Source organism: Actinomycetospora sp. TBRC 11914 (assembly GCF_012933465.1).
In the GTDB taxonomy this organism is placed as follows: Bacteria; Actinomycetota; Actinomycetes; order Mycobacteriales; family Pseudonocardiaceae; genus Actinomycetospora.
Genome location: NZ_JABBND010000002.1, coordinates 1 through 24,973, shown reverse-complemented (window position 1 = coordinate 24,973; position 24,973 = coordinate 1). Strand labels below are relative to the sequence as shown.

The following is a 24,973-nucleotide window of genomic DNA, read 5'->3' as shown; positions in this document are numbered from 1 at the left end:
ATCAGGTGCGATGACCAGCGTCACCACACCGAGCGCGGCCGATGCTCCGCGCTCGGTGCTGGGCCGGGCACTCGGCGTGCTCGCCGCGTTCTCCGACGCGTCCCCGGAGCTCGCCCTCGGCGACATCGTCGCCGCGACGTCGCTGCCGCCCGCCACCGCCCACCGCATCGTCGCCGAGCTCGTCGCCTGGGGCGCGCTCGAGCGGGTCGGCCGCGGCCGGTACCGCATCGGGATGCGGTTGTGGCGCGTCGGCGCGCTCGCCCCGTCGGCCCGCAACCTCCGCGAGGCGGCCCTGCCGCCGCTGCAGGACCTCGCCGCGGCCACCGGCCACGTCGTGCACCTGGTCGTCCTCGACGGGCACCGGGCGCTGTTCGTGGAGCGCCTCGCGGGCGGCGAGGACGCCGTCACGGTGCGCTCCCGGGTGGGCCGCGACCTGCCGCTGCACGCCAGCGGGCCCGGGAAGGTGCTCCTCGCCCACGCCCCGGCCGCGTTCGTCGACGAGGTGATCGGCCACGGCCTCCCCCGGCTGGCGCCGGGCACGATCACCGACCCCGGCACGCTGCGCGCGGTGCTGGACGACATCCGGCGCACCGGGTACTGCCTGTCGCACGAGGAGATGACCGAGGGCGCCTCGTCGGTCGCCGCTCCGGTCCGCGACAGCACGGGCCGCGTCGTGGCGGCCCTCGCCGTCGTCGTCCCGGCCGCGGCTCCCCTGCCGCCGTTCGTGCCGGCCGTGCGCATGGCGGCGACGGCCACGTCCCGCCGCCTCGGCTTCCGGGGCGGAAACGGACACGGCGCCTCTTCCGCTCGGTGAGAGGAGCGGCTGACGCCGTGACGCCGGTCTCACATACTCCCGAGCACGGGTCGTGACGCCGAGGTCACGTCCCGTCCGGGAGGTGGCCCATGTCGAACACGACGACGGACGCCCCGGCCTCGGGCTGGGTGCGGGGACTGTGCTGGTCCGCGGTCGCGCTGGAGGGCTACGACCTCGTCGTGCTCGGCGTGGTCCTCCCCGTGCTGCTGCGCGACCCCGCGTGGGGGCTGACGCCGGCGAGCGCCTCGGTCGTGGCCACCGTGGGCCTGGTCGGCGTCATGGTGGGCGCGCTGTCCGTCGGTCCGGTGTCGGACCTGGTCGGGCGGCGGCGCACCCTCGTCGCGACCGTGGTCCTGTTCTCGGTCCTGAGCCTGGCCTGCGCGGCCGCCGTCGGGCCGACGTCGCTGGCCGTGCTGCGCTTCCTGGCCGGGATCGGCCTCGGGGGTGTGCTGCCGGTGGCGCTCGCGACGGTCGCCGAGCACGCACCGCCCCGCCGGGGGAACGCGGCGACGACGATCATGATGACCGGCTACCACGTGGGCGCGGTCGCGGCCGCGCTGCTAGGGATCGCACTGATCCCGCGGCTCGGCTGGCCGGTGATGTTCGCGCTGGGCGCGGTGCCCGCGCTGCTGCTCGCGCCGCTGATGCTCACCCACCTGCCGCGCGACGGCGGGCGGGGCCGGCCCGCCGGGCCGGCCGCCCGGGAGGGCGCGAACCCCGTGCGGGAGCTGTTCCGCGACGGGCGCGCCCGGGCGACGATCGCGTTCTGGGTGGCCTCGTTCATGGGCCTGCTGCTCGTCTACGGCCTCAACACGTGGCTGCCCGAGATCATGCGCAGCGCCGGTTACCCGCTGGGCGCGGCCCTCGCGCTGCTGCTCACCCTCAACGTGGGCGCCGTCCTCGGGCTGCTCGTGGGCGGCCCGGTCGCCGACCGGATCGGGGTGCGCACCGCGACGATCACCTGGTTCGTGCTGGGCGCGGTGTTCCTGGCGCTGCTCTCGGTCCGCCTGCCCGGCGTCGGTGTGTACGCGATCGTCCTGCTGGCGGGGATCTTCGTCTTCTCCGCCCAGGTCCTCGTGTACGCCTGGGTCGGCCGGTACTACCCGGCGGCGGCCCGTGGGACCGCGCTCGGCGCGGCGAGCGGGGTCGGGCGGCTCGGCGCCATCACCGGCCCGGCCCTCGGGGGCGCGCTGCTCACCGCCGGGCTGGCCTACCCGTGGGGCTTCTACGCGTTCGCGCTGGTCGCCGCCCTCGGCGCCCTCGCCGTGGCGGCGGTCGGCCGGGGTCCCGGGGCCACACCCGCCGACGCCGAGGTACCGGCGGCGCCGGCCGAGGGCACCGCGAGCTGACGCCCCGCCCGACCCGACCCGACCGCACGAGGGGGAGCCGGTGGAGCCGGGGACCGACCCGACGGTGCGCGACGCGGCCTTCGACGTCCTCCGTCGCCGCGGCCTCGACCGGATCTTCGCCAATCCCGGGTCCACCGAGATCCGGTTGCTCACCGACCTCCCCGACGACCTCGACTTCGTCCTCGCCCTGCACGAGGGCGCCGTCGTGGGCCTCGCGACCGGCTACGCCACCGCCACCGACCGGGCGGCCCTCGTCGTCCTGCACACGACGGCGGGCCTGGGCAACGCGGTCGGCGCGCTGGCCACGGCCCGGGTCAACCGGACGCCGCTGGTGGTGCTCGTCGGGCAGCAGGACCGGCGCCACCTCACGTCGCGGCCGTTCCTCACCGGCGACCTCGAGGGACTCGCGGGCTCCTACCCGGTCTGGACCTCGGCGCCGGCGCGGCCGCAGGACGTGCCCGCCGCGCTCGACCGGGCCTTCCACGAGGCGACGACCGCCCGCGGGCCGGCCGTCGTGACCGTCCCCAGCGACGACTGGGACGCCGCGGCCGATCCGCGGGTGCTGCCGAGCCCGGTCGTCGTCCGCCGCGGTCGGGCCCCGGGGCCCGGCGCGGTCGCCGAGCTGGCCGCGACGGTCGGGGCCGCCCGGCGCCCCGCGGTCGTCGTCGGGGCGGACGCCGACGGGCCGGCCGCGTGGGAGGCGCTCGTCGGGCTGGCCGAGCGCCTCGGCGTCCCGGTGTGGCAGGAGGCGTTCGCGGCCCGCGCCGGGTTCCCGCAGGACCACCCGCTCTTCGCCGGGCACCTGCCCCCGGAGCGCGCGGCGCTGCGGGCGGCGCTGGGCGGGCACGACCTGCTGCTCGTGGTCGGCGCGCCGGTGTTCCGGCAGTACCAGTACTCCCCCGGCGACCTCGTCGAGCCGGGCACGACGATCGCGCTGGTCACCGACGACGCCGAGGACCTCCACCACAGCCGCGCCGACCTCGCGGTGCTCGCCGACCCGGCCCTGACGGTGGCCACCCTGACGGCCGCGCTGGGCCCTGCCGTCCCGCGCGAGGGGACCCCTCGGCCGGGTAGAGCGACCGGATCCTCCCCTCGCGCCGCCGACGACGCGCCGCTCGACCCGCCGACCGTCTTCCGCGCGCTGGCCGCCCGCCTGCCCGCGGACGCCGTCGTCGTCGAGGAGACCCCGTCGTCGCGGCCCGACCTGCACCGCCTCGTCCCGGCCCGCGCGCCGCTCGGGTTCCTCTCCGCCGCCCAGGGCGGGCTCGGGTTCGGGGTGCCCGCGGCGATCGGGGTGCGGATGGGGGCCCCGACGCGGCCCGTGGTGGCCGTCGTCGGCGACGGCTCCACGCTCTACGGGGTCCAGGCGCTGTGGTCGGCCGCGCACTACGGCGTCGGCGTGCTCGTCGTCGTCCTCGACAACGGCCGCTACGCGATCATGGACCGGCTGGCCGCCGAGGCCGGCGGGAAGGGGCCGTGGCCCGGCTTCGCCGAGGTCGACGTGGCCGGGCTCGCGACCGCCCTGGGCTGCCCGGCCCGGCGGGTCGCGACGGCGGGCGAGCTGGGCGGGCTGCTCGACGACGTCGTGCCCGGGCTCGCCGACCGGGACACCCCGCTGGTCGCCGTCTGCTCGCTGCTCGGCTGAGCACGGCCCGCCACGTCACCACCGTGTGACGGTCGTGGGTCCTGGCTCCGGGCCGGTGTCACCGTCTCGTGAACGTCGGGGTACCGCCCTTCTCCGACGCCTCGCCGCGTGGCTGACTCGGTCCCCGCATTGGTCGGACCACATGACCACTCGGACCACCTGGGGAACCCATGACGACCACCTCGACCGCCGCGCCGGACGCACGGCACCGGCTCGAGTCGGAGTTCGAGCACGAACCCGTGCCCACCACGCACCGCCGGTCGCTGCGCTCGGTCTCGGCGGTGTGGTTCGGCTTCCCGATGGTGTTCACGAACGCCGTCTTCGGCGGCACGATCGTCTACGGCCTCGGCTTCTGGCCGGGCATGGCGGCGATCCTCGCCGGCAACCTCGTGCTGTTCTGCTACGTCGGCGCCCTGAGCTACCTAGCCGGGCGTACCGGCGAGAACTTCGCCCTCACCGCGGCCCGCACGTTCGGCCGGCGGGGCACCACCGTCGCCGCCGGGTTCCTCTCGACCGTCGTGATCGGCTGGTTCGCCTTCCAGACCGGACTGACCGGGGCCACCCTCCACGAGGCGCTGGGGTGGAACGAGGCCGTGGTGATCCTCATCGCCGGGGTCCTCTACATCGGGATCACCTTCGTCGGCGTGCGGGCGCTCACCGTCGTCGGGATGGCCGCCGCGCCGCTGTTCGTGGTCCTCGCGGTCGTCGCCCTGGCCCTCGCGGCCCGCCCCGGAGCACTCGGGGCGGCGTCGGCCTACGCCGGCGGCGGACCGGGTGCGTCGGTGCTCTCGATCGGCGCCGCGATCACCATCGTCGTCGCCGGCTTCGCGGACTCCGGCACGATGACGGCGGACTTCACCCGGTGGTCGCGCACCGGCCGGGAGGCGGTCCTCGCCGCGTTCTCGGCCTTCCCGGTCGCGAACGCGGTGTCCCTGCTCGTCGGCGGGCTCGTCGTCGCCATCGGGGCGTCCGCCGACCCCGCGGGGAGCGGCGGCGACTTCCTCCCCGTCCTCACCTCGCACGGCGCGCTGCTCTCGGCCGTCGCGGTGGTGTTCGTGTTCGTCAACCTCGGCTCGGTCTGCGCGCACTGCCTCTACAACGGCGCGGTCGGCTGGAGCCAGATCACCGGCACGCGGATGCGGGTCCTGACGATCGTGCTCGGCGCCGTCGGGGTCGCCGCGGCCCTGGCCGGGGTGTGGGAGCACTTCTCCGGCTGGCTGAACCTCCTCGGCATCGTCGTGCCGCCGATCGGCGCCGTGCTGATCATCGACCAGTTCGGGGTGCGGCGGCTCGCCGCGCGCTCGACGACGATCCCCCACTGGCGGGTGGCGCCGTTCGTCGCCTGGGCCCTCGGCTCGGTCGCGGCCGCCCTGGTCCACGTGCTGGCCCCGGCCCTGTCGGAGGCGCTCGTCGGGCTCGCCGTCGCCGCCGTCGCCGCCGCACTGCTCTCGCTGCTCCCGGCCCGGGGGCCGGGCGCGGCCGCCGCGGGCACGACGATCGCCGAGGACGCCGCGGACGCCGAGGACGCCGACGACGCCGAGGGGGCGGAGGCCCGATGACCACCGCCACCGACGTCACCGGCATGACCGCCACCGCGATGGCGGCGGCGATCCGCGGCGGAGCGCTCTCCCCCGTGGAGGCCACCGAGGCCGCCCTCGCCCGGATCGAGGCGCTCGACCCCACGCTGCACGCCTTCTGCGAGCTCACCGCCGAGCACGCCCGCGCGACGGCCCGCTCGGTCGCGGACGCCCTGGCCCGGGGCGACGATCCCGGCCCGCTCGCCGGGGTGCCGATCGCGGTGAAGGACCTCATCGCGACCGCCGGGATCCCCACCCGCAGCGGGTCCCCCGCCTACGAGCACTTCGTGCCCGACGAGGACGACGTGGTCGTCGAGCGGGTCCGCGACGCCGGGGCGGTGATCCTGGGCAAGACCACGGTGCCCGAGTTCGGCTACAGCGCCGTCGGGCACAACCCGATCTCCCCGACCGCCCGCAACCCGTGGAATCCCTCCCTGACGCCGGGCGGCTCGAGTGCCGGCTCCGGCGTCGCGGTGGCCACCGGGATGGCCCCGCTGGCGCTGGGCAGCGACGGCGGCGGCTCGGTGCGGATCCCGGCCGCGCACTGCGGCATCGTGGGGTTCAAGGCCTCGATGGGCCGCGTCCCCGCCTACCCGGGGTGCCGCGACGAGCGCTACCCGGGCGTCTCGAGCTGGGAGAGCCTCGAGCACATCGGGCCGATGACCCGCACCGTCGACGACGCCGCCCTGCTCATGTCCGTGCTCGCCGGCCCGGACCCGCGCGACCGGCACTCCCTCCCCGCCGGCGACGTCTCCTGGGTCGACGCCCCCCGCGGCGGTGTGCGGGGGCTGCGCGTGGCCTACAGCGCCGACTGGGGCTACCTCGCGGTCGACCCGCAGGTCCGCGAGGTCGTGGCGACGGCGGCCGCGGTGTTCGCCCGCGACCTCGGGTGCGAGGTGACCGAGGCCGACCCCGGCTGGGACGACCCCTCCGGCGCGTTCTGGGCCATGGTCATCGGCGACACCGACCTGACCGGCATGCGGGCCATGGTCGCCGAGCACGGCGCGCGGATGTCCCCGCACCTGGTGGACCTCATCACCCGGCCCTGGACCGCCGAGAAGCTCACCGACGCCCAGGTGACGCGCAAGCACGTGGTGAACCGGATGTGGCGGTTCATGCGCTCCTACGACCTGCTGCTGACCCCGACCCTGACCGTGCCGCCGTTCCCGGTGGCGATGCAGGGACCGGAGGAGGTCGACGGCCGGATGGTGCCGTCCTCGGCCTGGCTGGGCTTCACCCAGCCGATGAACATGACCGGCCAGCCCGCGATCAGCGTCCCCGCCGGCGTCACCCGCGACGGGCTCCCCGTGGGCCTGCAGATCGTGGGCCGCCACCTGGCCGACGCCGACGTGCTGCGGGCCGCGGCCGCCTACGAGCAGGCCGCGCCGTGGGCCGACCGGCTCCCGGTGGTGACCCCGTGACCGACCTGCTGCTGCGCGACGCGCGCCTGCCCGACGGTGCCGGCCCGGTCGACATCGCCGTGGCCGGCGGTCGCATCGCCGCGATCGGGCGGCCGGGAGCCGGACCCTCCGGGGCCGCCGCGGTGATCGACTGCGCGGGCGACGCCGTCATCCCCGGCCTCGTCGAACCGCACCTGCACCTGGACAAGGCCATGCTCGACGCCGAGGCCCCGCCGTCGGACGGCACCCTCGCCGACGCGATCGCGGTGACCGGGCGTCTCAAGGCCGCGTTCACCCGCGAGTCGGTCCGGGCGCGCGCGGGCCGCGTGCTCGAGCAGGCCGTCGGCCACGGCACCACGCTGATCCGCGCCCAGCCCGACGTCGACCCGATCGTCGGGCTCACCGGCTTCGAGGCGATGCTCGACCTGCGCGCCGCGTACGCCGACCTCGTGGACCTGCAGATCGTGGCCTTCCCGCAGGAGGGTCTGCTGCGCGCCCCGGGCACCGAGGACCTGCTGGTCGAGGCGCTGCGGCAGGGGGCCGACGTCGTCGGGGGCTGCAGCTACCAGGAGGCGACGACCGAGGACTGCCGCGCGCACGTGGACCGCGTGTTCGCCCTGGCCGAGCGGTTCGGGGTGCCCGTGGACATCCACGCCGACCTCGCCGACGACACCGCCGACCCGCGGTTCGCCCTCGCCGGCCACATCGCCGACCGGACCCGCGCCCACGGGATGGGCGGGCACGTGACGGTCGGGCACATGACCTCGCTGGCGAGCCTGGCCCCCGACACGCGCAAGCGGGTGCTGGGCGAGCTCGCCGACGCCGGCGTCGCCGTCGTCGTCCTCCCCATGACCGACATGCACCTCGGCGGGCGGCACGACGAGGCGAACGTCCGTCGGGGGATCGCGCCGGTCTCCGACCTGCTCGACGCCGGCGTCCGGACCGGGCTGTCGTCGAACAACGTCCGGAACGCCTTCACCCCGTACGGGGTGGCCGACGTCCTCGACGTCGCGCTCTTCCTCGCCCAGACCTCGCACCTCGCGAGCCCGCACGACCTCGCCCGCCTCGTCGCGATGGTCACCGACGACGCCGCGGCCATCGTCGGCCACGGCGACCGCCACGGCCTGCGGGTCGGCGCCGAGGCCGACCTCGTGGTCCTCGCGGCCCCCAGCGCCACCGAGGCGCTGCTCTCCCGGGCCCACCGCCGCGCGGTCGTGAAGCGCGGCCGGGTCGTCGCCACCACCGAGCACACCGTGCAGCTGCACCGAGGCCGCTGACCCGAACCGCCGCCGGAGATCCCCATGCGACTGCGACTCCCGAACGAGATCGTCTCCTCCGTCCTCGCCGCCACCACCGCCTTCATCGGCGGCAACGCCCTGAACCTCCCGGTGTGGGGCATCTTCATCGGCTGGGCCGCGACGTTCCTGGCCGGCGGCCCGCGCCGAGACACCCTGCGCCGGCTCTGGCCGACGATGGCCGCCGGATCGACGTTCGCGCTCGTCATCGTCCTGCTCGACGGTGCGCTCAAGCCGGCCTCCGGAGCGCTCGCCCAGGACGCCGTGCTCGCCGTGATCATCCTCGTGGTCAACACCGCGCTGATGTACGCCGGCCGTACCCGGGTGCTCGGGCTGATCCCCGGCATGTTCCTGGGATTCGCGTCCTACTTCGCGACGGTGTTCGGCGGCTTCGGCTTCGCGCCGCAGAACCCGTGGGCGGCGTGGGTGTCGGTGCTCGTCTGCAACGCGCTCGGCCCGGTGTTCGCGCTCGTCGCCCACGCCCTGGCCGCCCGCGGGTCCGCTACCGACGAGGCGGCGACTGCGGCATCGTCGGGGAGCACGGCTCCGCAGCACTGACGCGCGGGACCGCCCACCCGCCGTCGTACCCGCCGTCCCGCCAGGAGATCGCGTGCCCGTGCCCCCGCTCCCCCACCGCCGCCCTGGCGTGGGGGTCGAGATCGCCGCCCACCTCGAGCGCCTCATCGCCACCGGCGAGCTGGCCCCGGGGGCGCGGCTCCCCGCCGAACGGGAGCTCGCCGAGTCCTTCGCGGTCTCGCGGGGCTCGGTGCGCGAGGCGCTGGGCCACCTGGAGTCGAAGAGCCTCGTCGAGCGGGTGCAGGGACGGGGGACCGTGGTGTGCCTCCCGCCCGCACGGGTCGGTGAGCTCTACGCCGGCCTCGACGAGACCGAGAAGGAGCTCTCCGACGTCGCCGAGCTGCGCGCCGTGGTGGAGCCCCGCATCGCCGAGTTCGCGGCGCTGCGGGCCACCGCCTCGGACCTGTTGCAGCTCGAGGACCTCCTCGAGCGCTCCCACGAGGGCCTGGTGACCGCCGAGTCGGTGCGGCTGGACGTGGAGTTCCACGCCGCGCTCGCCCGGGCGAGCCAGAACCCGCTGCTCGCCACGGTGAACACCCTGGCCTGCTCGTGGACCCCCGACGTGCGACGACGCTCGCACACCACCCGGCGGGCCCGTCGCATCTCGGTGGCGGGCCACCGCGCGATCCTCGCCGCCGTCCGGGCCCGCGACGGTGAGGCGGCCCGCCGGGCGATGGCCGACCACCTCGACGCCGTCGCCGCCCTCACCCGGCTCGCCACCGACGAAGGAGCACCCCTGGCATGAACCCGGACCGGATCGCGAAGGCCCTCGCCGCCGTTCCCGTGCTGGACACGGCGGAGGCCGCCGGACCCCACCTGGCCTCCACCCCGGACACCGTCTCCTGGGGCTGGATGCCCGCCGCGGGCGACGGGGCCGTGCTCGAGGTGGCCCCGGGCGACGTCGTCACCGTCGACACCGTCAGCCACGAGGGCATCCTCGGCGACCAGGGCCGCGACCCGGTCCGGTTCTTCGGCGGCTTCGGGGTCCCGCCCGAGGCGGTGCTCTCCGACGCCGCCGCGATCGCCCGCGGCGACCTGCCCCACGACCCGCGCGTCGACGGCCCGCACGTCGTGGCCGGGCCGGTCGCGGTGGCCGGCGCCCGACCCGGGGACGTCCTGTCGGTCACCGTGCTCGACCTCGTGCCCCGGGTGCCCTACGGCATCGTCTCCACCCGCCACGGGCTCGGGGCCCTGCCCGGCGAGGTCATCGGCGACGACCCGGTGTTCAGCGCGTTCTGCCTCGTCGAGGACGGTGTCGGGTCGATCGCGCTGCGCGGGGACGACCCCGAGCGCCGCGCGCGCTTCCCGCTCGCCCCGTTCCTGGGATTCGTCGGGGTCGCCGGCCCGGAGCGGATCCACTCGGTGGCGCCCGGCCCGCACGGCGGCAACATCGACGTGCGGCTGCTCGGGGTCGGCTCGACGGTGCACCTGCCGGTCGCGGCGCCGGGCGGGCTGCTCGGCGTCGGGGACCCGCACTTCGCCCAGGGCGACGGCGAGGTCGCGCTCACCGCGTTCGAGGCGCCCCTGCGCGCCACGCTCCGCCTCGACCTCGTCCCCGCCGACGAGGTCCCCGAGCGGTTCGGGACCCTGACCGGCCCGCTGGGCGAGACGCCGGAGCTGTGGATCCCCATCGGCCTGGACCCCGACCTCGACGAGGCGATGCGCAACGCCGTGCGCCGCTCGCTCGACCTGCTCGGTCACCGCTACGGCATGGACCGGCGCCAGGCCTACGGCTACCTGTCCGTGGCCACCCACTACGCCGTCTCGCAGGTCGTCGACGGCACCAAGGGTGTGCACGGCGCCATCCGCAAGGCCGACTTCGGGTGAGGCCCGCACCGGCCGTCGACCGCACGATCTGGCGGGAGGTCGGCGCGCCGCTGGTGGCCGGGGCGCCGTCGGGTCCGCTCGCCGGTCTGACGGTCGCGGTGAAGGACCTGTTCGCGGTCCGTGGGCACCCGATCGGCGCCGGCAACCCGACCTGGCTCGCCGGGGCCGGCCCGGAAGCACGGCACGCCGACGCCGTCGCCGCCCTCCTCGCCGCCGGCGCCGACGTCACCGGCATCGCCCGCACCGACGAGTTCGCCTACAGCCTGGCCGGCACCAACGCCCACGACGGCACCCCGCCCAACCCCGCCGCCCCGAACCGGATCCCCGGCGGGTCCAGCAGCGGCCCGGCCGCCGCGGTGGCCACGGGGCAGGTCGACGTCGGGCTCGGGACCGACACCGCGGGCTCGATCCGCGTGCCCGCCTCCTACTGCGGGCTCGTCGGACTGCGGACCACCCACGGCGTGGTGTCGCGGGCCGGGATGCTGCCCCTGGCGCCGAGCTTCGACACCGTCGGCTGGCTGACCCACGCCGCCGCCACGCTCGACCGGGTCGCGACGGCGCTGCTGCCGGCGGCCCCGGACGCCGTGCTGCGCCGCGGCGTCGTCGTGCCCGCTCTCGTGGCCCGGGCCGATCCCGCGGTGCGAGCGGCGTTCGACGGGGCCGTGGCCCGCCTCGACCTCGACGAGGTGGACACCGTCGACATCGCCGCGGACGACCTCGCGTCCTGGGCCGCCGCCTTCCGCACCGTGCAGGGGCACGAGGCGTGGGCCGCCGACGGCGCCTGGGTCTCCGCCCACCCGGACGCGCTCGGGCCCGACGTCGCCGCCCGGTTCGCGACGGCGGCCGCGGTCACCGACGAACAGGCCGCCGCGGCGCGGGTGGTGGCGGGCCGGGCGCGTGAGCGGTTGTGCGGCCTGCTCGGCGACGGCGTGGCGCTGCTCCTCCCCGCCACGTCCTCCCCGGCACCGACTCGGGCCGCCGCCCCCGGCGACCCGACGATCGAGGCCGCCCGCGCCGCGACCCTCGGCCTGACGGTGCTCGCCGGGCTCGCCGGGGCGCCCGCGGTGTCGATGCCGCTCCTGACCGTCGACGGGGCACCGGTGGGGCTCTCCGCGGTCGCGGCGCCGGGTGCCGACCTCGCCCTCACCGACCTGGCGTGCCGGTCCCTCGGGCCCGGGGATGCGACGTCGCGAACACCTCGCGCAGCGTGTCCACCGTGACCAGGGTGTAGATCTGCGTCGTCGTCACCGACGCGTGCCCGAGCAACTCCTGCACGACGCGCAGGTCGGCCCCGCCGTCGAGCAGGTGGGTCGCGAACGAGTGCCGCAGCGTGTGCGGCGAGATGGCCTGCGTGATCCCGGCCCGCTCGGCCGCCTCGCGCAGCACGTTCCAGGCGCTCTGCCGCGAGAGCCGGGCCCCGCGGGCGTTGAGGAAGAGCGCCGGCGTTCCCCGGCCCCGGACCGCGAACCCCGGCCGCGCCCGCACCCGGTAGGCCTCCAGCGCGGCGAGCGCCGGCCGCCCGACCGGCACCAGGCGCTGCTTGCCGCCCTTGCCGGTGAGCACGACGGTGCGCTGCTCGGCGTCCACGTCGTCGACGTCGAGGTCGGTGACCTCGGTGATCCGCGCGCCGGTGGAGTAGAGGAGCTCGAGCAGGGCCCGGTCGCGGACGCCGCGCGGATCGTCCTCGGGAGGCGCGGTCAGCAGCCGCTCGACCGTGGTGACGTCGAGCGCCTTCGGCAGCCGCTTGGCCGCCTGGGGCGGGTGGACCTCGGCCGCGACGTCCCGCGCGACGAGCCCCTCGGCCAGCGCGAAGCGGTGCAGCCCGCGCACCGCGACCACCGCGCGCGACGCCGACGACGCCGCCAGCGGCGGGTGCTCGTCGTCGCCCCGGCGCAGGGCCACGAGGAAGGACCCGACGTCGGCCTCGGTCACCCCGCCGAGATCGTCGCGGTCGGCGCGGGCGAGGTGCTCGACGTACCGACGCAGGTCCCGGCGGTAGTTCGACAGCGTGTGGGGGGACATGCCGCGCTCGACGTCGAGGTGGTCGAGGTAGGTCGCGACCACGTCCGCCGGGTCCACGCTCGAACGGTAACCCGCCCCGGCTCGGCGTCGTCGGCACGACGCTCCGGGTGAACCGCCATGATCACGGGCACGTCAGGCATTCCGGCCGGCCCGCCCGCATGCCTCACGTGCCCCTCGCCACGCGGGCGGACGCGGGCGGACGCGGAACGGCGTCCTCAGCCCTGCCGACGCCGGGAGTAGTCCGTCGGCCGGTCGATCCACGGCGCGTCCACCGGCCGGGGCGTGAACCGGCCGGCCGCGACCTCGGCGGCCGCGAACACCCCGGCGATGCACGGCCCGTTCACCAGGTCCCCGGACATCGCACCCGTGACCAGGTCGGGCAGCGGCACCCGGCGGATGACCAGGTCGGCCTCCTCGTCGTCGGCGACCTCGGGACGGTCGACGCTGTGCAGCCCGCGGGCGAGGTACACCCGCACCGACTCGTCGGCGAAGCCGGGACAGCCGACGACGTCGACGAGCGTCGACCAGTCGTCCGCGGTGACCCCGACCTCCTCGACCAGCTCGCGCTTCGCCGCCTCCACGGGCTCCTCGTCCGACCCGCCGTCGAGCAGGCCGGCGGGCATCTCCCAGATCCGTCGCCCGATGGCCGGGCGGTACTGGTAGATCATGACGAGCCGGTCGGCGTCGTCGAGCGCCGCGACCGCGACCGCGCCGAAGTGCTCGACCTTCTCGCGGGTCGCGATGCGCCCGCCGGGCATCCGGACCTTGTCGCCGCGCAGGGCGAAGATCGCGCCCTCGTAGATCGTCTCCGAGGAGACGACCTCGAACGTGTGCGGCGGGTGCCCGTGGTGCGGGTCGACGAGGGTGTCCGGCGTGCGCGGCTCCCGCGGCCCGCTCCCCGAGGACCCCGCCCCGCTCACCGCGCCGCCGTCTGGTGCACGCGCACGCCGTCGGCGCCCGCGTCGTCGTCGTCGTGGGACCCGAGGCCGTCGTCGGCAGCGTGGTCGGCGGTGGACGCGGTGCCGCGGTCCTCGTGCTCGGGCCCGAAGAGCCGCGACGACGCGTCGTGGCGCAGCGCCGCCGCGACGAAGGCGGCGAACAGCGGGTGCGCCCGGGTCGGGCGCGACTTGAGCTCCGGGTGGGCCTGGGTGCCGACGAAGAACGGGTGGATCGCGCGCGGCAGCTCGACGAACTCGACGAGAGTGCCCTCCGGCGAGGTCCCCGAGAACACCAGCCCGGCCTCGGCGAGCCGCTCGCGGTAGGCGTTGTTGACCTCGTAGCGGTGCCGGTGGCGCTCGGACACCTTGCCGGTGCCGTACGCGGCCCGGGTGATCGTGTCGGGGGCGAGGACGGCGGGGTAGGCGCCGAGGCGCATCGTGCCGCCCATGTCGCGCTCGCCGGCGACGACGTCGGTCTGCTCGGCCATCGTCGAGATCACCGGGTTGGGGGTCGCGGGGTCGAACTCCGCGGAGTTGGCGTCCTCGATCCCCGCGAGCGCCCGGGCGGCGTGGATGACCATGCACTGCAGGCCGAGGCACAGGCCCAGGGCGGGGACGCCGTGACGGCGGGCGTGGTCGAGCGCGCCGATCTTGCCCTCGATGCCGCGGATGCCGAACCCGCCGGGCACGAGGACCCCGTGCACGCCGGCCAGGGCGGCCGCCGCGCCGGACGGCGTGGCGCAGTCGTCGGAGGGCACCCACCGGATCTCGACCTTGGCGCGGTGCGCGAACCCGCCGGCCCGGACCGCCTCGCTGACCGACAGGTACGCGTCGGGCAGGTCGACGTACTTCCCGACGACGGCGATGGTCACCGTCTCGGAGGGCTGGTGCACCCGTTCGAGGAGGTCGCCCCACACCGTCCAGTCGACGTCGCGGAACGGCAGCCCGAGGCGGCGCACCACGTACGCGTCGAGTCCCTCGGAGTGCAGCACCTTCGGGATGTCGTAGATCGACGGCGCGTCCGGGCAGGCCACGACGCCGTCGTCCTCGACGTCGCACATCAGGGAGATCTTCCGGGTCATCTCCTCGGGGATGTGCCGGTCGGCGCGCAGCACCAGCCCGTCGGGCTGGATACCGATGTTGCGCAGCGCGGCCACCGAGTGCTGGGTCGGCTTGGTCTTCAGCTCCCCCGAGGGCGCGAGGAACGGCACCAGCGAGACGTGCAGGAAGAAGCAGTTGTCGCGGCCGATCTCGTGGCGCAGCTGGCGCGCGGCCTCGAGGAAGGGCAGCGACTCGATGTCGCCGACGGTGCCGCCGATCTCGGTGATGACGACGTCGGGGCCCGACTGGCCGGCACCCGACTCCCGCATCGCCAGCACCCGCGACTTGATCTCGTCGGTGATGTGCGGGATGACCTGGACGGTGTCGCCGAGGTACTCGCCGCGGCGTTCCTTGGCGATCACGTCGGAGTACACCTGGCCGGTGGTGACGTTGGCGCGGGCGTTGAGGTCGCGGTCGAGGAACCGCTCGTAGTGCCCGATGTCGAGGTCGGTCTCGGCGCCATCCTCGGTCACGAAGACCTCGCCGTGCTGGAACGGGTTCATCGTCCCGGGGTCGACGTTGAGGTACGGGTCGAGCTTCTGCATCGTCACCCGCAGGCCCCGGCTGGTGAGCAGCTGCCCCAGGCTCGAGGCGGTGAGGCCCTTGCCCAGCGACGACGCGACGCCGCCGGTGACGAACACGTGCTTGGTGGTGCGCGAGTGCTGCATCAGCGCGTCCCTCCGGTCGCCGCGCGGGCCGTGCGCGTCACGGGGAGGGGATCGATCCGGGGGTATCGGGCGTTCGGGCACCGGTCCACGGGACCCCACCGTAACACCGCCGCCGGGCTGACCTGGCCCGACTCCCCGGACCCGGGGGCCGGTGATCGACGACGGTTCCCGGACGCTCAACGTCTGGAACGAGTCGTTCCGGACGCCGGGCGGGGAGGCGTCAGGCCGGGGCCGCCACCGCACCCGGCAGCGGCGCCGCCCCCGGCGCGCTGCCGTAGCTGCCGGACCGGCCCTGGAGCTGCTCGCCCGCGGCCAGCACCGTCGCGATCCGGCCCGCCGTCGTGCCGACCCCGTCGACCGTCGACACCTCGGCCAGCCCGTGGTCGGCCCGCACCGCGGCCACCTCGCCCGAGACGGCGCGGGAGGCCACGACGGTGCCCGCGCCGCCGTCGTGCACGGCGCCGGCGAGGTGGGCCAGGGTGCTCGCGCGGCCGGCCGCGTCGGGCGTCGCCCCGGGACCGTCGCCGGTGACGACGAGCGCCACCTGGGCGGGGGCGGGCGCCGCGCCCGGAGCGAGGAACCCGCCGTCGGCGAGCGCCGTGAAGGCCGTCCCGACCTCGGCCGGGCTGCTCGCCGGGCCCTTGCCGGCCGTGACGAGGGAGCCCAGCAGCGCGCCGGCGAGGGTGCCGGCGTCGGTGGTCGGCGGGAGCTGCACCCCGGCGGGCAGGACGCGGGTGACCAGGGTGCGCAGCGCGTCGGCCCGGTCGGGGGCGAGCGCGGCGTCGGTGAGGCCGAGGTGCCCGGTGACGCGGCCGCCGGCCTGTGCGACGAGGCCGGACACGGCGTCGAGGTCGGCGGGGACGGCGTCGGGGGCGGCCAGGAGGACGACGCTGCGGTCCTGGAGGTGCCCGGCGACGAGGGCCGGCGCCGCGGCGGCCAGCGCCCGGTCGGACTGCGTCTGCTGGGCCCGGGCGGCGTCCCGGTCGGCGGTGAGGGTGCCCACCTGGCCGGACAGGTCGGCGCGGTCGGAGCGCAGGGCCCCGAGGACGGGCTGCGAGAGCGACGACGCCCCGAGCACGACGCCGAGGCCGAGCGCCAGCAGCACCGCGCAGACGGACACCACGTGGTAGCGGAAGGAGATCACCCGACGACGCTCCGAAAGACGTCGGCCGCCCAGGACCCGATCGCACGGCCCCAGGTCTCGAGCAGCACCAGCAGCGAGGGACCCGCCCCCAGCGCGACGGCCGCGACGACGGCCGCCGCGAGCACCGAGGCGAGCAGCAGCGCGAGCACGGTGGCCGAGCCGCGGGTGCGGTGCAGCGCGGCCACCGCGGGCGCGTCGACCAACGTCGTGCCCAGCCGCAGCCGGGTGAGGAACGTCGACGGGATCGACCCGGAGCGGCCGCGGTCGAGGAAGCCGCCCAGGCTCGCGTCGAACCCGACGGCGACCACGAGGGAGGCGCCGTGGGCGTGAGCGAGCAGCAGCGCCATGTCCTCGGGGTTGGCCGAGGAGGCGAACGGGGCCGGGTCGACCCCGAGGTCCTGCAGCCGGGCGAGACCCGCGATGTGCCCGTCGCTGTCGGCGGGCACGACGACGTCGGTCGCGCGGCGGGCGAGGCGCGGGTCCAGCTCCGCGACGGTGCCCAGCACGACGGCCGGGGTGTGCCCGGCGTCGCGCAGCGTCACCGCGCCCTCCCCGACGCCGACGAGGACCGGCTTGTGCTCGCGCAGGTAGCCCGCGATCGAGCGGAGCTCGGCCAGCGCCTCGGCGCCGCCCGCCACCACCACGACGTGCTTCTCGCGCATGGCCGTCGCGACCGCGGGCACGCCCAGCCCGTCGACGAGCAGCGCCCGCTCCCGGCCCAGGAACTCGCTGGTGTTCGCCGAGAACGCCTCGAGCTGCGCGGACATGCCGCCGCGGGCCTCGTCGAGCAGGTCGGCGACGGTGTCACGGTCCTGGGCGAACCCGCGCAGCACCTCACGGTCGGCGACGTGGACGGCGCCGTCGTGCAACCGCACCGTCGCGCCGTCGGCGAGCTCGCTGAACACCCCGGTCCCGCAGTCGTCGACCAGCACGACGCCGGCCTCGACGAGGATCTCCGGGCCGAGGTTCGGGTAGCGCCCCGAGATGGAGGGGGCCGCGTTGACCACGCCGACCACCCCGGCGTCGAGCAGCGCCGTCGCCGTCGCGCGGTCGAGGTCGACCTGGTCGATGACGGCGACGTCCCCCGGCCCGAGCCGGCGCAGGTACGCCGGGCCGGCGCTCCCCGCCCCGCTCCGGCTCAGGCGGGCCGTGCCGCTGACGCCGGGCGGCGCCTCCGTCGTGCGCGCTCCTCGACCTGGCCATCGCATGGGCCCGATGGTGGCGGCCGAGGCCGTCGACGCCACGACGCCACGCCGACGGACCCCGTGCACCTCACCCGGCCCGGTGGCCCCATCCGTCACACGGGTACCGGGATTCGGCCGGTCGGGGGCTCGCGCCCCGGGACTCAGCCGGCGCGGCGGCCGGACCGGCGCTCGCCGCGCCGGCGGACCTTGGTGACCCCCTTGGTGATCGGGGTGGGCGGCGGCCCGCCGCCCTTGTCCTGCGCCGCCGCCGCGAGGAGCTCCTCGGCGTGCGCCCGGCCCGTCTCGGTCTCCTCGGTCCCGGCGAGCATCCGGGCGAGCTCGACGACCCGCTCCGAGTCGTCCAGGGTGCGCACCGAGCTGCGGGTGACCCCCTCGCTGACGGCGCCCTTGTCCACCATGAGCTGCCGGTCGGCGTAGGCGGCGACCTGGGCGAGGTGGGTGACGACGACGACCTGGTGGGTCTCGGCGAGCCGCGCGAGCCGCCGCCCGATCTCCACCGCCGCGTGCCCGCCGACCCCGGCGTCGACCTCGTCGAACACCAGGGTGGGCACCGTGTCGGCGCCCGCGAGGACCACCTCGACCGCGAGCATCACCCGCGAGAGCTCGCCGCCCGACGCGCCCTTCGCGATCGGCAGCGGCGGCGCCCCGGCGTGCGGGGCGAGCAGCAGCTCCACCTCGTCGACGCCGTCCGGGCCGGCGACCACGCGACCGACCCCGGGCACGTCGAGACCCGCCGGGTCGGTGGCGGAGGCGCCCTTCTGCCCCACGACTACGCTCACCGCGGCGGCCGCCATGGCGAGCCCGTCGAGCTCGGCGGTCACCGCCCCGGCGAGACGCTCGGCGGCCTCGCCGCGGACGGCGGTCAGCGCGGCCGCCCGCTCGGCCAGCTCGCCCGCGAGCCGGTCGGCCTCCGCGGCCAGCGCGGCCAGCGCCTCGTCGGACACGTCGAGGGACTCGAGCCGCTCGCGCGCGGTCGCGGCCCAGGCGAGCACGCCGTCGACGTCGGCGGCGTACTTGCGGGTGAGTCCCTTGAGCGCGGCCTGGCGCTCGAGCACCTGGGCGAGCCGCTCCGGGTCGGCCTCGAGCCCGTCGAGGTAGCCCGAGAGCTCGGCGGCCACGTCGGTGAGCAGCGTCGACACCTCCGCGAGCCGCGGCTCGAGCGCGGTGAGGCGGGGGTCCTCGGTGCCGGAGAGCGAGCGGCGGGCCTCGCCGACCATCGCGGTGGCGTCGGGCTCGTCGCCGGTGCCGTCGGGCGGGCCCGCGACGGCGGCGAGCGCGGTGAGGGCGGCCGAGCGCAGGTCGTCCACATCGGCCAGGCGCCGGGCCTCGGCGACGAGCTCGGCGTCCTCGGCCGGCTGCGGGTCGAGGGACTCGATCTCGGTGAGCCCGTGGCGCAGCAGGTCGGCCTCGCGGGCCATCTCCCGCGTGTGCTCGCGACGCTCGGCGAGCTCGGTGACCGCGGTGCGCCACCGCCCGCGGGTGTCCCGGTAGCGGGCGAGCGCCTCCGCCGCGGCCGCGCCGGCGAACCGGTCGAGCACCGCGCGCTGTTCGCCGGGACGCAGGAGCCGCAGCGCCTCGTGCTGGCCGTGGACGGCGAGCGAGGCGTCGGCGACGTCGGAGAGCACGCCGAGGGGCACCGACCGGCCGCCGAGGTGCGCGCGCGACCGGCCGTCGGCGGAGACGGTGCGGGCCGCGATGAGCGACCCGTCGTCGTCCAGCGCCGCACCCGCGTCGCGCGCCACGCGGGCGGCGTCGCGCGCGTCCTCCCCGGATTCCTCGCCCCCGGATCCCTCGCCCCCGGATCCCTCGCCGGACCCGTCGTCGGGATCCGCCTCGTCGTCGGGGGCGGCGTCCTCCTCGGCGGCCCCGGGCAGCACGTAGCGCCCCTCGACGACCGCGCGGGAGGCCCCGCGCCGCACGCGCGACGAGTCGGCGCGGCCGCCGCCCAGGAGGTGCAGCCCGGTGATCACCATGGTCTTCCCGGCGCCGGTCTCGCCGGTCACCGCGGTGAGGCCCGGGTGCAGCTCCAGGGTGGCGTCCTCGATCACGCCGAGGCCCTGGATTCTCAGCTCGGAGAGCACGGCGGCCACTGTAACGACGAGGTCCGACACCCGAGGCCGAACACGCCGATCCGAGTCGAACACATGGTCGAACGGTGGTCGGTGCTCGGCGAGCGGAGTGGTCAGTCCCGGCGCCGGCCGCGCCAACCCTGGACCGGCAGCTCGAACTTGCGCACCAGCCGGTCGGTGAAGGGCTGCCGGCGCAGCCGCACCAGCATCACCGGCGTCGTGCCGCGCACGATCTCCACCCGCGAACCGGGCGGCAGGTCCATCGTCCGGCGCCCGTCGCACACCAGCACGCCGGAGTCGCCGCGCTGGGACACCTCGAGCGCCACCCGCGACTCCGGGGACACCACCAGCGGCCGCGCGAACAGGGCGTGCGCGTTCGACGGGACCAGCAGCATCGCCTGCACCTCGGGCCACACCACGGGTCCGCCCGCCGAGTAGGCGTAGGCGGTGGAGCCGGTCGGCGTCGCGCAGAGCACGCCGTCGCAGGCGAACTCGGAGACCGGGCGGTCGTCGACCTCGAGGACGACGTCGAGCAGCTTCGCCCAGTTCGTCTTCTCGACGATGGCCTCGTTCAGCGCCCAGGTCTGCCCCAGCACCTGCCCGTCGGACCGGGCGAGGACGTCCACCGTCATCCGTTCCTCGACGCGGTAGCTGCCCGCGACGACGGCGTCGATGACCTCGTCGACGTCGTCCAGGTCCGCCTCCGCGAGGAACCCGACCCGGCCGAGGTTGATCCCGAGCAGCGGCACCCGCGCCGCCCGGGCGAGCTCGGCCGCGCGCAGCAGCGTGCCGTCGCCGCCGAGCACGATGACGATCTCCGCGCCGTTCGCGGCGTCGTCGTCGGGGTCGATGCGCACCGGCCGCTCGTCGGGCGTCAGGTCGTCGAACAGGTGGGCGTCCGTGGAGTACTCGTCGGGCATCACCCGGAGCGTGAAACCGGCGGCGTGCAGCCGCGTCGCGACGGTCGAGGCGACCTTCCGCGTGGCCTCCCGACCGGTGTGGACGACGAGCAGCGCGTCCCGGGCCACGGTGTCTCCCGTCATGAGGGGCCTTCCTCCACCGCACGGGCTACCCAGCGCGCGGCGTCGTCGGGCGTGGTGTCGGTGCCGCGTCGCAACCGCAGGAAGTACTCGACGTTGCCCGACGGTCCCGGCAGCGGGCTCGCGGTCACGTCCACGAGGCCGAGGCCGCGCTCCCGGGCGGCCGCGACGACGCCCTCGACCGCCTCGGCGCGCAGCGCGGGGTCGCGGACCACCCCGCCGACGCCCAGCCGGTCCTTGCCCACCTCGAACTGGGGCTTGACCATCGGCAGCAGCTCCCCGCCCTCGGTGGTGCACGCCGCGAGCGCGTCGAGCACGAGGCGCAGCGAGATGAAGGACAGGTCGGCGACGACGAGGTCCACCGGACCGCCGATCGCCTCCGGGGTGAGGGTGCGGACGTTCGTGCGGTCGAGCACGGTCACCCGCGCGTCGGTCCGCAGAGACCACACCAGCTGCCCGTACCCGACGTCGGCCGCCACCACCTCCCGCGCGCCGCCGCGCAGCAGGACATCGGTGAACCCGCCGGTGGACGCGCCCGCGTCGAGGCAGCGCCTGCCCTCGACGACGACGTCGCCGAACGCCTCGAGCGCGCCGAGTAGCTTGTGGGCGCCGCGGCTGGCCCAGTCGTCGACGGTGCCGTCGGGCTCGGGGGCCACGACGACGGCGGCCGCGGTCTCGACCGCGGTCGCCGGCTTGTGGGCGACCGTCCCGCCGACCGTGACGCGGCCGTCGGCGATCAGGGCCGCGGCCTGCTCCCGGGAGCGGGCCAGGCCGCGCCGCACCAGCTCGGCGTCGAGGCGCAGGCGGCGGCTCGTCGTGCGGGCCACCGGCTCAGCCCCGGTCGACGTCGGCGAGCACGGACACCAGCGCGTCGTGCAGCTCGGAGAAGCGGTCCGCGTGGGCCGTGGCGTCGAAGCCCGTCGCCGTGCCGTGGGCGGCGTCGGGGGCCGGGTCGCGACCGGGGTCGTTGGCCGGGTCGTGCGCCGGGGCCTCGTCGGGCGCGTCCAGATCCGCGACGGCGGCCGCGGCCGCGCGCAGCCGCGTCAACGGGTCCGGGCCCTCGTGATCCACGCCCCCACGCTAACCCGTCGGGGCGCGGGGCAGCGCGAGCGCGGCCACCACCGCGTCGGCGCCGTCGTCGCACGGGCGCACGGTGGGAGGTCCGGCCGACTCGGGGTCGGCGCCGGAGGACCACCACGCGCGGCAGAGCGCGCGCAGCGCCGCGATCTGGGCGGAGCGGTCGTCGGGGGCGGCGCCGTCGTCGGGAGCGGTCAGCTCGAGGACGCCGTCGTCGAGCGTCACCCGCCACCCGTTCTCGACGTCGACGCGGACCGCCTCGACGTCGGCGAGGGCGCCCAGGTCGGGTCCGACGTGGGTCGGGCGCTGCTCGGTCGGGGCGGTGAGGACGTCGGCGGGGGTCGAGACACCGGTGAGGACCACCAGGGTGTCGGCCCCCACGGCGTGGCCGCCCGCGACGTCGGTGTCGAGCCGGTCCCCGACCACCAGCGGCGTCGACGCGCCGGCCCGCTCGACGGCCTGGCGCAGCAGCGGCGCGGCCGGCTTGCCCGCGACCTGCGGCTCGCGGTGGGTGGCCCAGCGCAGCGCCGCGACCATCGACCCGTTGCCGAGCATGATCCCGCGGTCGCTGGGGAGGGTGGGGTCGATGTTCGTCGCCACCCACGTCGCGCCGCGCCCGAGGGCGAGCGAGGCCTCGGCGAGCTGGCGCCAGCCGGTGTCCGGGTTGTGGCCCTGCACGACGGCGACCGGGTCGTCGTCGGCCGAGCGCACCGGCTCCAGCCCCACCCCGCGCACCTCGTCGGCCAGCGCCTCGGTGCCGACGATCAGCACCTTCGCGCCCGGGTCGCACTGCTCGGCGAGGACGGCGGCGCCGGCCTGGGCGCTGGTGACGACGTCGTCGGTGGTGAGCGTCAGCCCGAGCCGCGCGAGGTGCTCGGCCACCTCGGCCGGGGAGCGCGAGGCGTTGTTGGTGACGTAGGAGACGGACAGGCCCCCGTCGCGGGCGGCCTCGAGGGCCTCGACCGCGCCGGGGATGGCGTCGGGACCGGCGTAGACGGTGCCGTCGAGGTCGACCAGCAGCGCGTCGTACCGGGTCATCGGGACGCGTCCCCCGAGTCGCCGGACGCGGTGCCGGTAGGCGAGTCGTCCGCGTCGGCGGGCGGGTCGTCGCCGGTGTCCACCGTCGGGTCGGCCACCTCGCCGGCCAGGCCGTCGGCGCCGACGTTCACCGCTGGGTCGGCGTCGGCCACCTCGTCATGGGCGGCCACGTCGTGGTCGGCCTCGGCCTCGGCCACGTCGTCGTCGGCCTCGGCCGCGTCGTCGGCGACGTCGGTGTCGTCGCCCGGCTCGGTGTCGTCGCCCGGCTCGGTGTCGCCGGCCAGGTCGGTGTCGTCGCCCGGCTCGGTGTCGCCGGCCAGGTCGTCGCCGCCGGCGGCCGCCTCTCCGTCGGCCGCACCCGCCGCGTCGTCCGCCTCGGTCGCGTCGTCGAGCTCGCCGGGCGGCGTGTCGATGCCGGCCGCGACCAGCGCCGCCCGCTCCTCCGCGTCGGTCTCGCCCTCGGCGTCGGTCTGGGCGGCGTCGAGGAACGCCCGCACGGCGTCGTCGCGGCGGCCCGCGCCGAGGAGGGCTTCGCCGTAGGCGTAGAAGAGCCGCGGGGTCCACGGGTCCTCGCGGCGCACGTCGAGCTCGGGCACCTGCAGACCCACGACGGCGGCCGCGTGCTCCCCGAGATCGCGCCGCGCCCCGGACGTGACGATCAGCAGCTCCATGGCCTCGTCGCGGGGCAGGTCTCCCGACTCCGGGCTGCGCGCGATCTCCAGCGCCCGCTCGGGGCGACCGAGGGCGCGCTCGGCGTCGGCCATCACCGCCACGTGCGCCGCACCCCCCATCCGCCGGCTGGCGCGCAGCTCGGACAGGGCCTCGGCCCACTCACCGGCGTGGTAAGCGGCCAGCCCGGACGCCTCGCGCACGACCGCGACCCGCGAGGCCCGGTGCCGCGCGAACCGGGCGTGCCGGAGCGCCGCCTCCGGATCGTCGTCGATGAGCTCCCCGACGGCGACGAGGTGGCGCGCCACGTTGTCGGCGAGGTCCTTCGGGAGGCCCCGCAGATCCCGGCGGACCTCCTGGTCGAGCAGCTCCGGCGTCACGTCCTCCGGTAGCCCGGGCTCGACGGGACGCGGCGCCGCGTCCTGGTGCCGGCGCACCGGGCGGTCCTCGGCACGGGGTCGCTGACCGGACGGCTCGGCGCCTCCGACGCGACGGTCCCGACGGTCGTCGGCGCCGCGTCGGTCCGGACGGTCGTGACGGTCCGGCCGCCCACGATCCGACGGGCGGCCGGTCCCACCGGATCGCCCGCCGCCCTGACGGTCGTCACGACCCGCCGCCCGTCCGCCCGGCCGCTGGTCACGACCCGATCCGGTCCGGCGATCATCCCGCCCGCCACCGGACCGGCCGTCGCGCGGCCGATCGTCGCGCGGGCGGTCCTCCCGGGGACGGTCGCTCCGCGGACGGTCATCGCGCGGGCGGTCGCCCCGCGGACGGTCATCACGCGGGCGGTCGTCCCGCGGGCGGTCGTCGCGGGGACGGTCGCCCCGCGGGCGGTCGTCGCGGGGACGGTCGCCACGTGGCCTGTCGTCACGCGACCGATCGCCGTACGGGCGGTCTCCGCGTGGCCGGTCGCTGCGATCGTCCCGCGACCGCTCGCCCCGGGGACCGTCGTCGCGCCGGCCGCCCTGGCCTCCGGGGGCGCGCCCACGGTTCCGATCGTCGTCACGCGGGCCTCGGCCGCGATCGCCGGACGGACCGTCGCGGTATCCGCCGGGTCGTCCCGCGCCGCCGCGCTCGCCGCCCCGACGAGGGCCGCCACTGCCGCCCTCGTCGCGGGGACGGTCGCCGCCGAAGCGGTTCGGCCGGCCACCGCCGGCCTGACCCCGGCCGCCGCCGGGCGCATCGCGCCGACCACCGTCGCGCCCCCGATCATCGGGGCCGCCGCGGGGCCGGCCGCCGCGGTCGTCCCGCGGGCCGTTGCGGTCGCCGCCGCGGCGGGGGCCACCGCCTCCCGCCGCCCCCTGGGACCGGCCGCGGGAGTCGCCTCCGCGCGGTCCCTGGTCAGGACGCGAGTCGTGCCGCGTCGAGGACGAGCGGTCGGGTCGGCCGTCCTGCGGGTCCACGGTCACCGATCGTCCTCCTGACACGACGAAACGGGGCAGGACGGTGATCGTCCTGCCCCGGTGTGTCACGCGGTCAGCGACCGCGCTGTGCGCTCTCGAGATGTTCCACGCGTGGT

The 24,973-nt window shown here is 76.7% G+C and carries 22 protein-coding genes; 11 read left to right on the top strand and 11 right to left on the bottom strand.

Annotation, left to right across the window (positions count from 1 at the left end; translation table 11 throughout):
• The first annotated feature begins 10 nt into the window (after positions 1-10).
• The 10 genes from HH311_RS06000 (at position 11) to HH311_RS05955 (ending at position 11,703) form a co-directional block, all read left to right on the top strand.
• A complete protein-coding gene (locus HH311_RS06000; RefSeq protein ID WP_169182725.1) occupies positions 11-814 on the top strand; it encodes an IclR family transcriptional regulator in 804 nt (267 codons plus the stop codon).
• A gap of 89 nt (positions 815-903) precedes the next feature.
• Positions 904-2,163 carry an aromatic acid/H+ symport family MFS transporter gene (locus HH311_RS05995; protein WP_169182724.1) on the top strand — a complete coding sequence of 420 codons (1,260 nt, stop codon included), beginning with the start codon at positions 904-906 and terminating at the stop codon, positions 2,161-2,163.
• A 40-nt stretch (positions 2,164-2,203) separates the two neighbouring features.
• Entirely contained in the window at positions 2,204-3,808 is a 1,605-nt protein-coding gene (locus tag HH311_RS05990) for a thiamine pyrophosphate-dependent enzyme (RefSeq protein WP_169182723.1), read from the top strand.
• Positions 3,809-3,978: 170 nt separating this feature from the next.
• Positions 3,979-5,367: a cytosine permease gene (locus tag HH311_RS05985; protein ID WP_169182722.1), complete on the top strand. Its 1,389-nt coding sequence runs from the start codon at positions 3,979-3,981 to the stop codon at positions 5,365-5,367.
• Positions 5,364-6,806, top strand: a complete 1,443-nt coding sequence (locus tag HH311_RS05980; protein WP_169182721.1) for an amidase — start codon at positions 5,364-5,366, stop codon at positions 6,804-6,806. The genes HH311_RS05985 and HH311_RS05980 overlap by 4 nt, the downstream gene beginning before the upstream one ends.
• Positions 6,803-8,062: an amidohydrolase family protein gene (locus HH311_RS05975; RefSeq protein WP_169182720.1), complete on the top strand. Its 1,260-nt coding sequence runs from the start codon at positions 6,803-6,805 to the stop codon at positions 8,060-8,062. The genes HH311_RS05980 and HH311_RS05975 overlap by 4 nt, the downstream gene beginning before the upstream one ends.
• Positions 8,063-8,086: 24 nt before the next feature.
• Positions 8,087-8,638: a DUF1097 domain-containing protein gene (locus HH311_RS05970; protein ID WP_169182719.1), complete on the top strand. Its 552-nt coding sequence runs from the start codon at positions 8,087-8,089 to the stop codon at positions 8,636-8,638.
• Positions 8,639-8,690: 52 nt separating this feature from the next.
• Positions 8,691-9,401 (top strand): FCD domain-containing protein, encoded by a 711-nt coding sequence (locus tag HH311_RS05965; protein WP_211189756.1) that lies wholly within the window; start codon positions 8,691-8,693, stop codon positions 9,399-9,401.
• Positions 9,398-10,483 carry an acetamidase/formamidase family protein gene (locus tag HH311_RS05960; protein ID WP_169182718.1) on the top strand — a complete coding sequence of 362 codons (1,086 nt, stop codon included), beginning with the start codon at positions 9,398-9,400 and terminating at the stop codon, positions 10,481-10,483. The genes HH311_RS05965 and HH311_RS05960 overlap by 4 nt, the downstream gene beginning before the upstream one ends.
• Positions 10,480-11,703, top strand: a complete 1,224-nt coding sequence (locus HH311_RS05955; RefSeq protein ID WP_211189755.1) for an amidase — start codon at positions 10,480-10,482, stop codon at positions 11,701-11,703. The genes HH311_RS05960 and HH311_RS05955 overlap by 4 nt, the downstream gene beginning before the upstream one ends.
• Here HH311_RS05955 and xerD read toward each other — a convergent pair.
• From xerD to HH311_RS30885, 11 genes are all read right to left on the bottom strand, one after another.
• Complete coding sequence (xerD, locus tag HH311_RS05950) at positions 11,627-12,547, bottom strand: site-specific tyrosine recombinase XerD (RefSeq protein ID WP_169183086.1); 921 nt, start codon at positions 12,545-12,547, stop codon at positions 11,627-11,629. The genes HH311_RS05955 and xerD overlap by 77 nt on opposite strands.
• Positions 12,548-12,720: 173 nt before the next feature.
• A complete protein-coding gene (locus HH311_RS05945; RefSeq protein ID WP_169182717.1) occupies positions 12,721-13,425 on the bottom strand; it encodes an NUDIX domain-containing protein in 705 nt (234 codons plus the stop codon).
• Positions 13,422-15,212 (bottom strand): CTP synthase, encoded by a 1,791-nt coding sequence (locus HH311_RS05940; protein WP_248292247.1) that lies wholly within the window; start codon positions 15,210-15,212, stop codon positions 13,422-13,424. The genes HH311_RS05945 and HH311_RS05940 overlap by 4 nt, the downstream gene beginning before the upstream one ends.
• A gap of 220 nt (positions 15,213-15,432) precedes the next feature.
• Complete coding sequence (locus HH311_RS05935) at positions 15,433-16,356, bottom strand: copper transporter (protein WP_169182716.1); 924 nt, start codon at positions 16,354-16,356, stop codon at positions 15,433-15,435.
• The gene (gene steA / locus HH311_RS05930; protein ID WP_169182715.1) at positions 16,353-17,564 is read right to left on the bottom strand and encodes a putative cytokinetic ring protein SteA; all 1,212 of its coding nucleotides are present in this window, start codon (positions 17,562-17,564) and stop codon (positions 16,353-16,355) included. Before steA ends, HH311_RS05935 begins: the two co-directional genes overlap by 4 nt.
• 137 nt (positions 17,565-17,701) lie before the next feature.
• Positions 17,702-19,642 (bottom strand): DNA repair protein RecN, encoded by a 1,941-nt coding sequence (recN, locus tag HH311_RS05925; protein ID WP_312029973.1) that lies wholly within the window; start codon positions 19,640-19,642, stop codon positions 17,702-17,704.
• Positions 19,643-19,743: 101 nt separating this feature from the next.
• On the bottom strand, positions 19,744-20,673 hold the full coding sequence (locus HH311_RS05915; RefSeq protein ID WP_169182714.1) for an NAD kinase: 930 nt from the start codon (positions 20,671-20,673) through the stop codon (positions 19,744-19,746).
• The gene (locus tag HH311_RS05910) at positions 20,670-21,497 is read right to left on the bottom strand and encodes a TlyA family RNA methyltransferase (RefSeq protein ID WP_169182713.1); all 828 of its coding nucleotides are present in this window, start codon (positions 21,495-21,497) and stop codon (positions 20,670-20,672) included. The genes HH311_RS05915 and HH311_RS05910 overlap by 4 nt, the downstream gene beginning before the upstream one ends.
• A gap of 4 nt (positions 21,498-21,501) precedes the next feature.
• Positions 21,502-21,741 carry a hypothetical protein gene (locus HH311_RS05905; protein WP_169182712.1) on the bottom strand — a complete coding sequence of 80 codons (240 nt, stop codon included), beginning with the start codon at positions 21,739-21,741 and terminating at the stop codon, positions 21,502-21,504.
• A gap of 9 nt (positions 21,742-21,750) precedes the next feature.
• The gene (locus HH311_RS05900) at positions 21,751-22,785 is read right to left on the bottom strand and encodes an HAD-IIA family hydrolase (protein ID WP_169182711.1); all 1,035 of its coding nucleotides are present in this window, start codon (positions 22,783-22,785) and stop codon (positions 21,751-21,753) included.
• Positions 22,782-23,891 (bottom strand): hypothetical protein, encoded by a 1,110-nt coding sequence (locus HH311_RS30885; RefSeq protein WP_211189754.1) that lies wholly within the window; start codon positions 23,889-23,891, stop codon positions 22,782-22,784. The genes HH311_RS05900 and HH311_RS30885 overlap by 4 nt, the downstream gene beginning before the upstream one ends.
• Between HH311_RS30885 and HH311_RS30880 the strand changes: the two genes are divergently transcribed.
• Positions 23,880-24,878 (top strand): hypothetical protein, encoded by a 999-nt coding sequence (locus HH311_RS30880; protein ID WP_211189753.1) that lies wholly within the window; start codon positions 23,880-23,882, stop codon positions 24,876-24,878. The two genes, HH311_RS30885 and HH311_RS30880, sit on opposite strands and share 12 nt — an antisense overlap.
• The last annotated feature ends 95 nt before the right edge of the window (positions 24,879-24,973 follow it).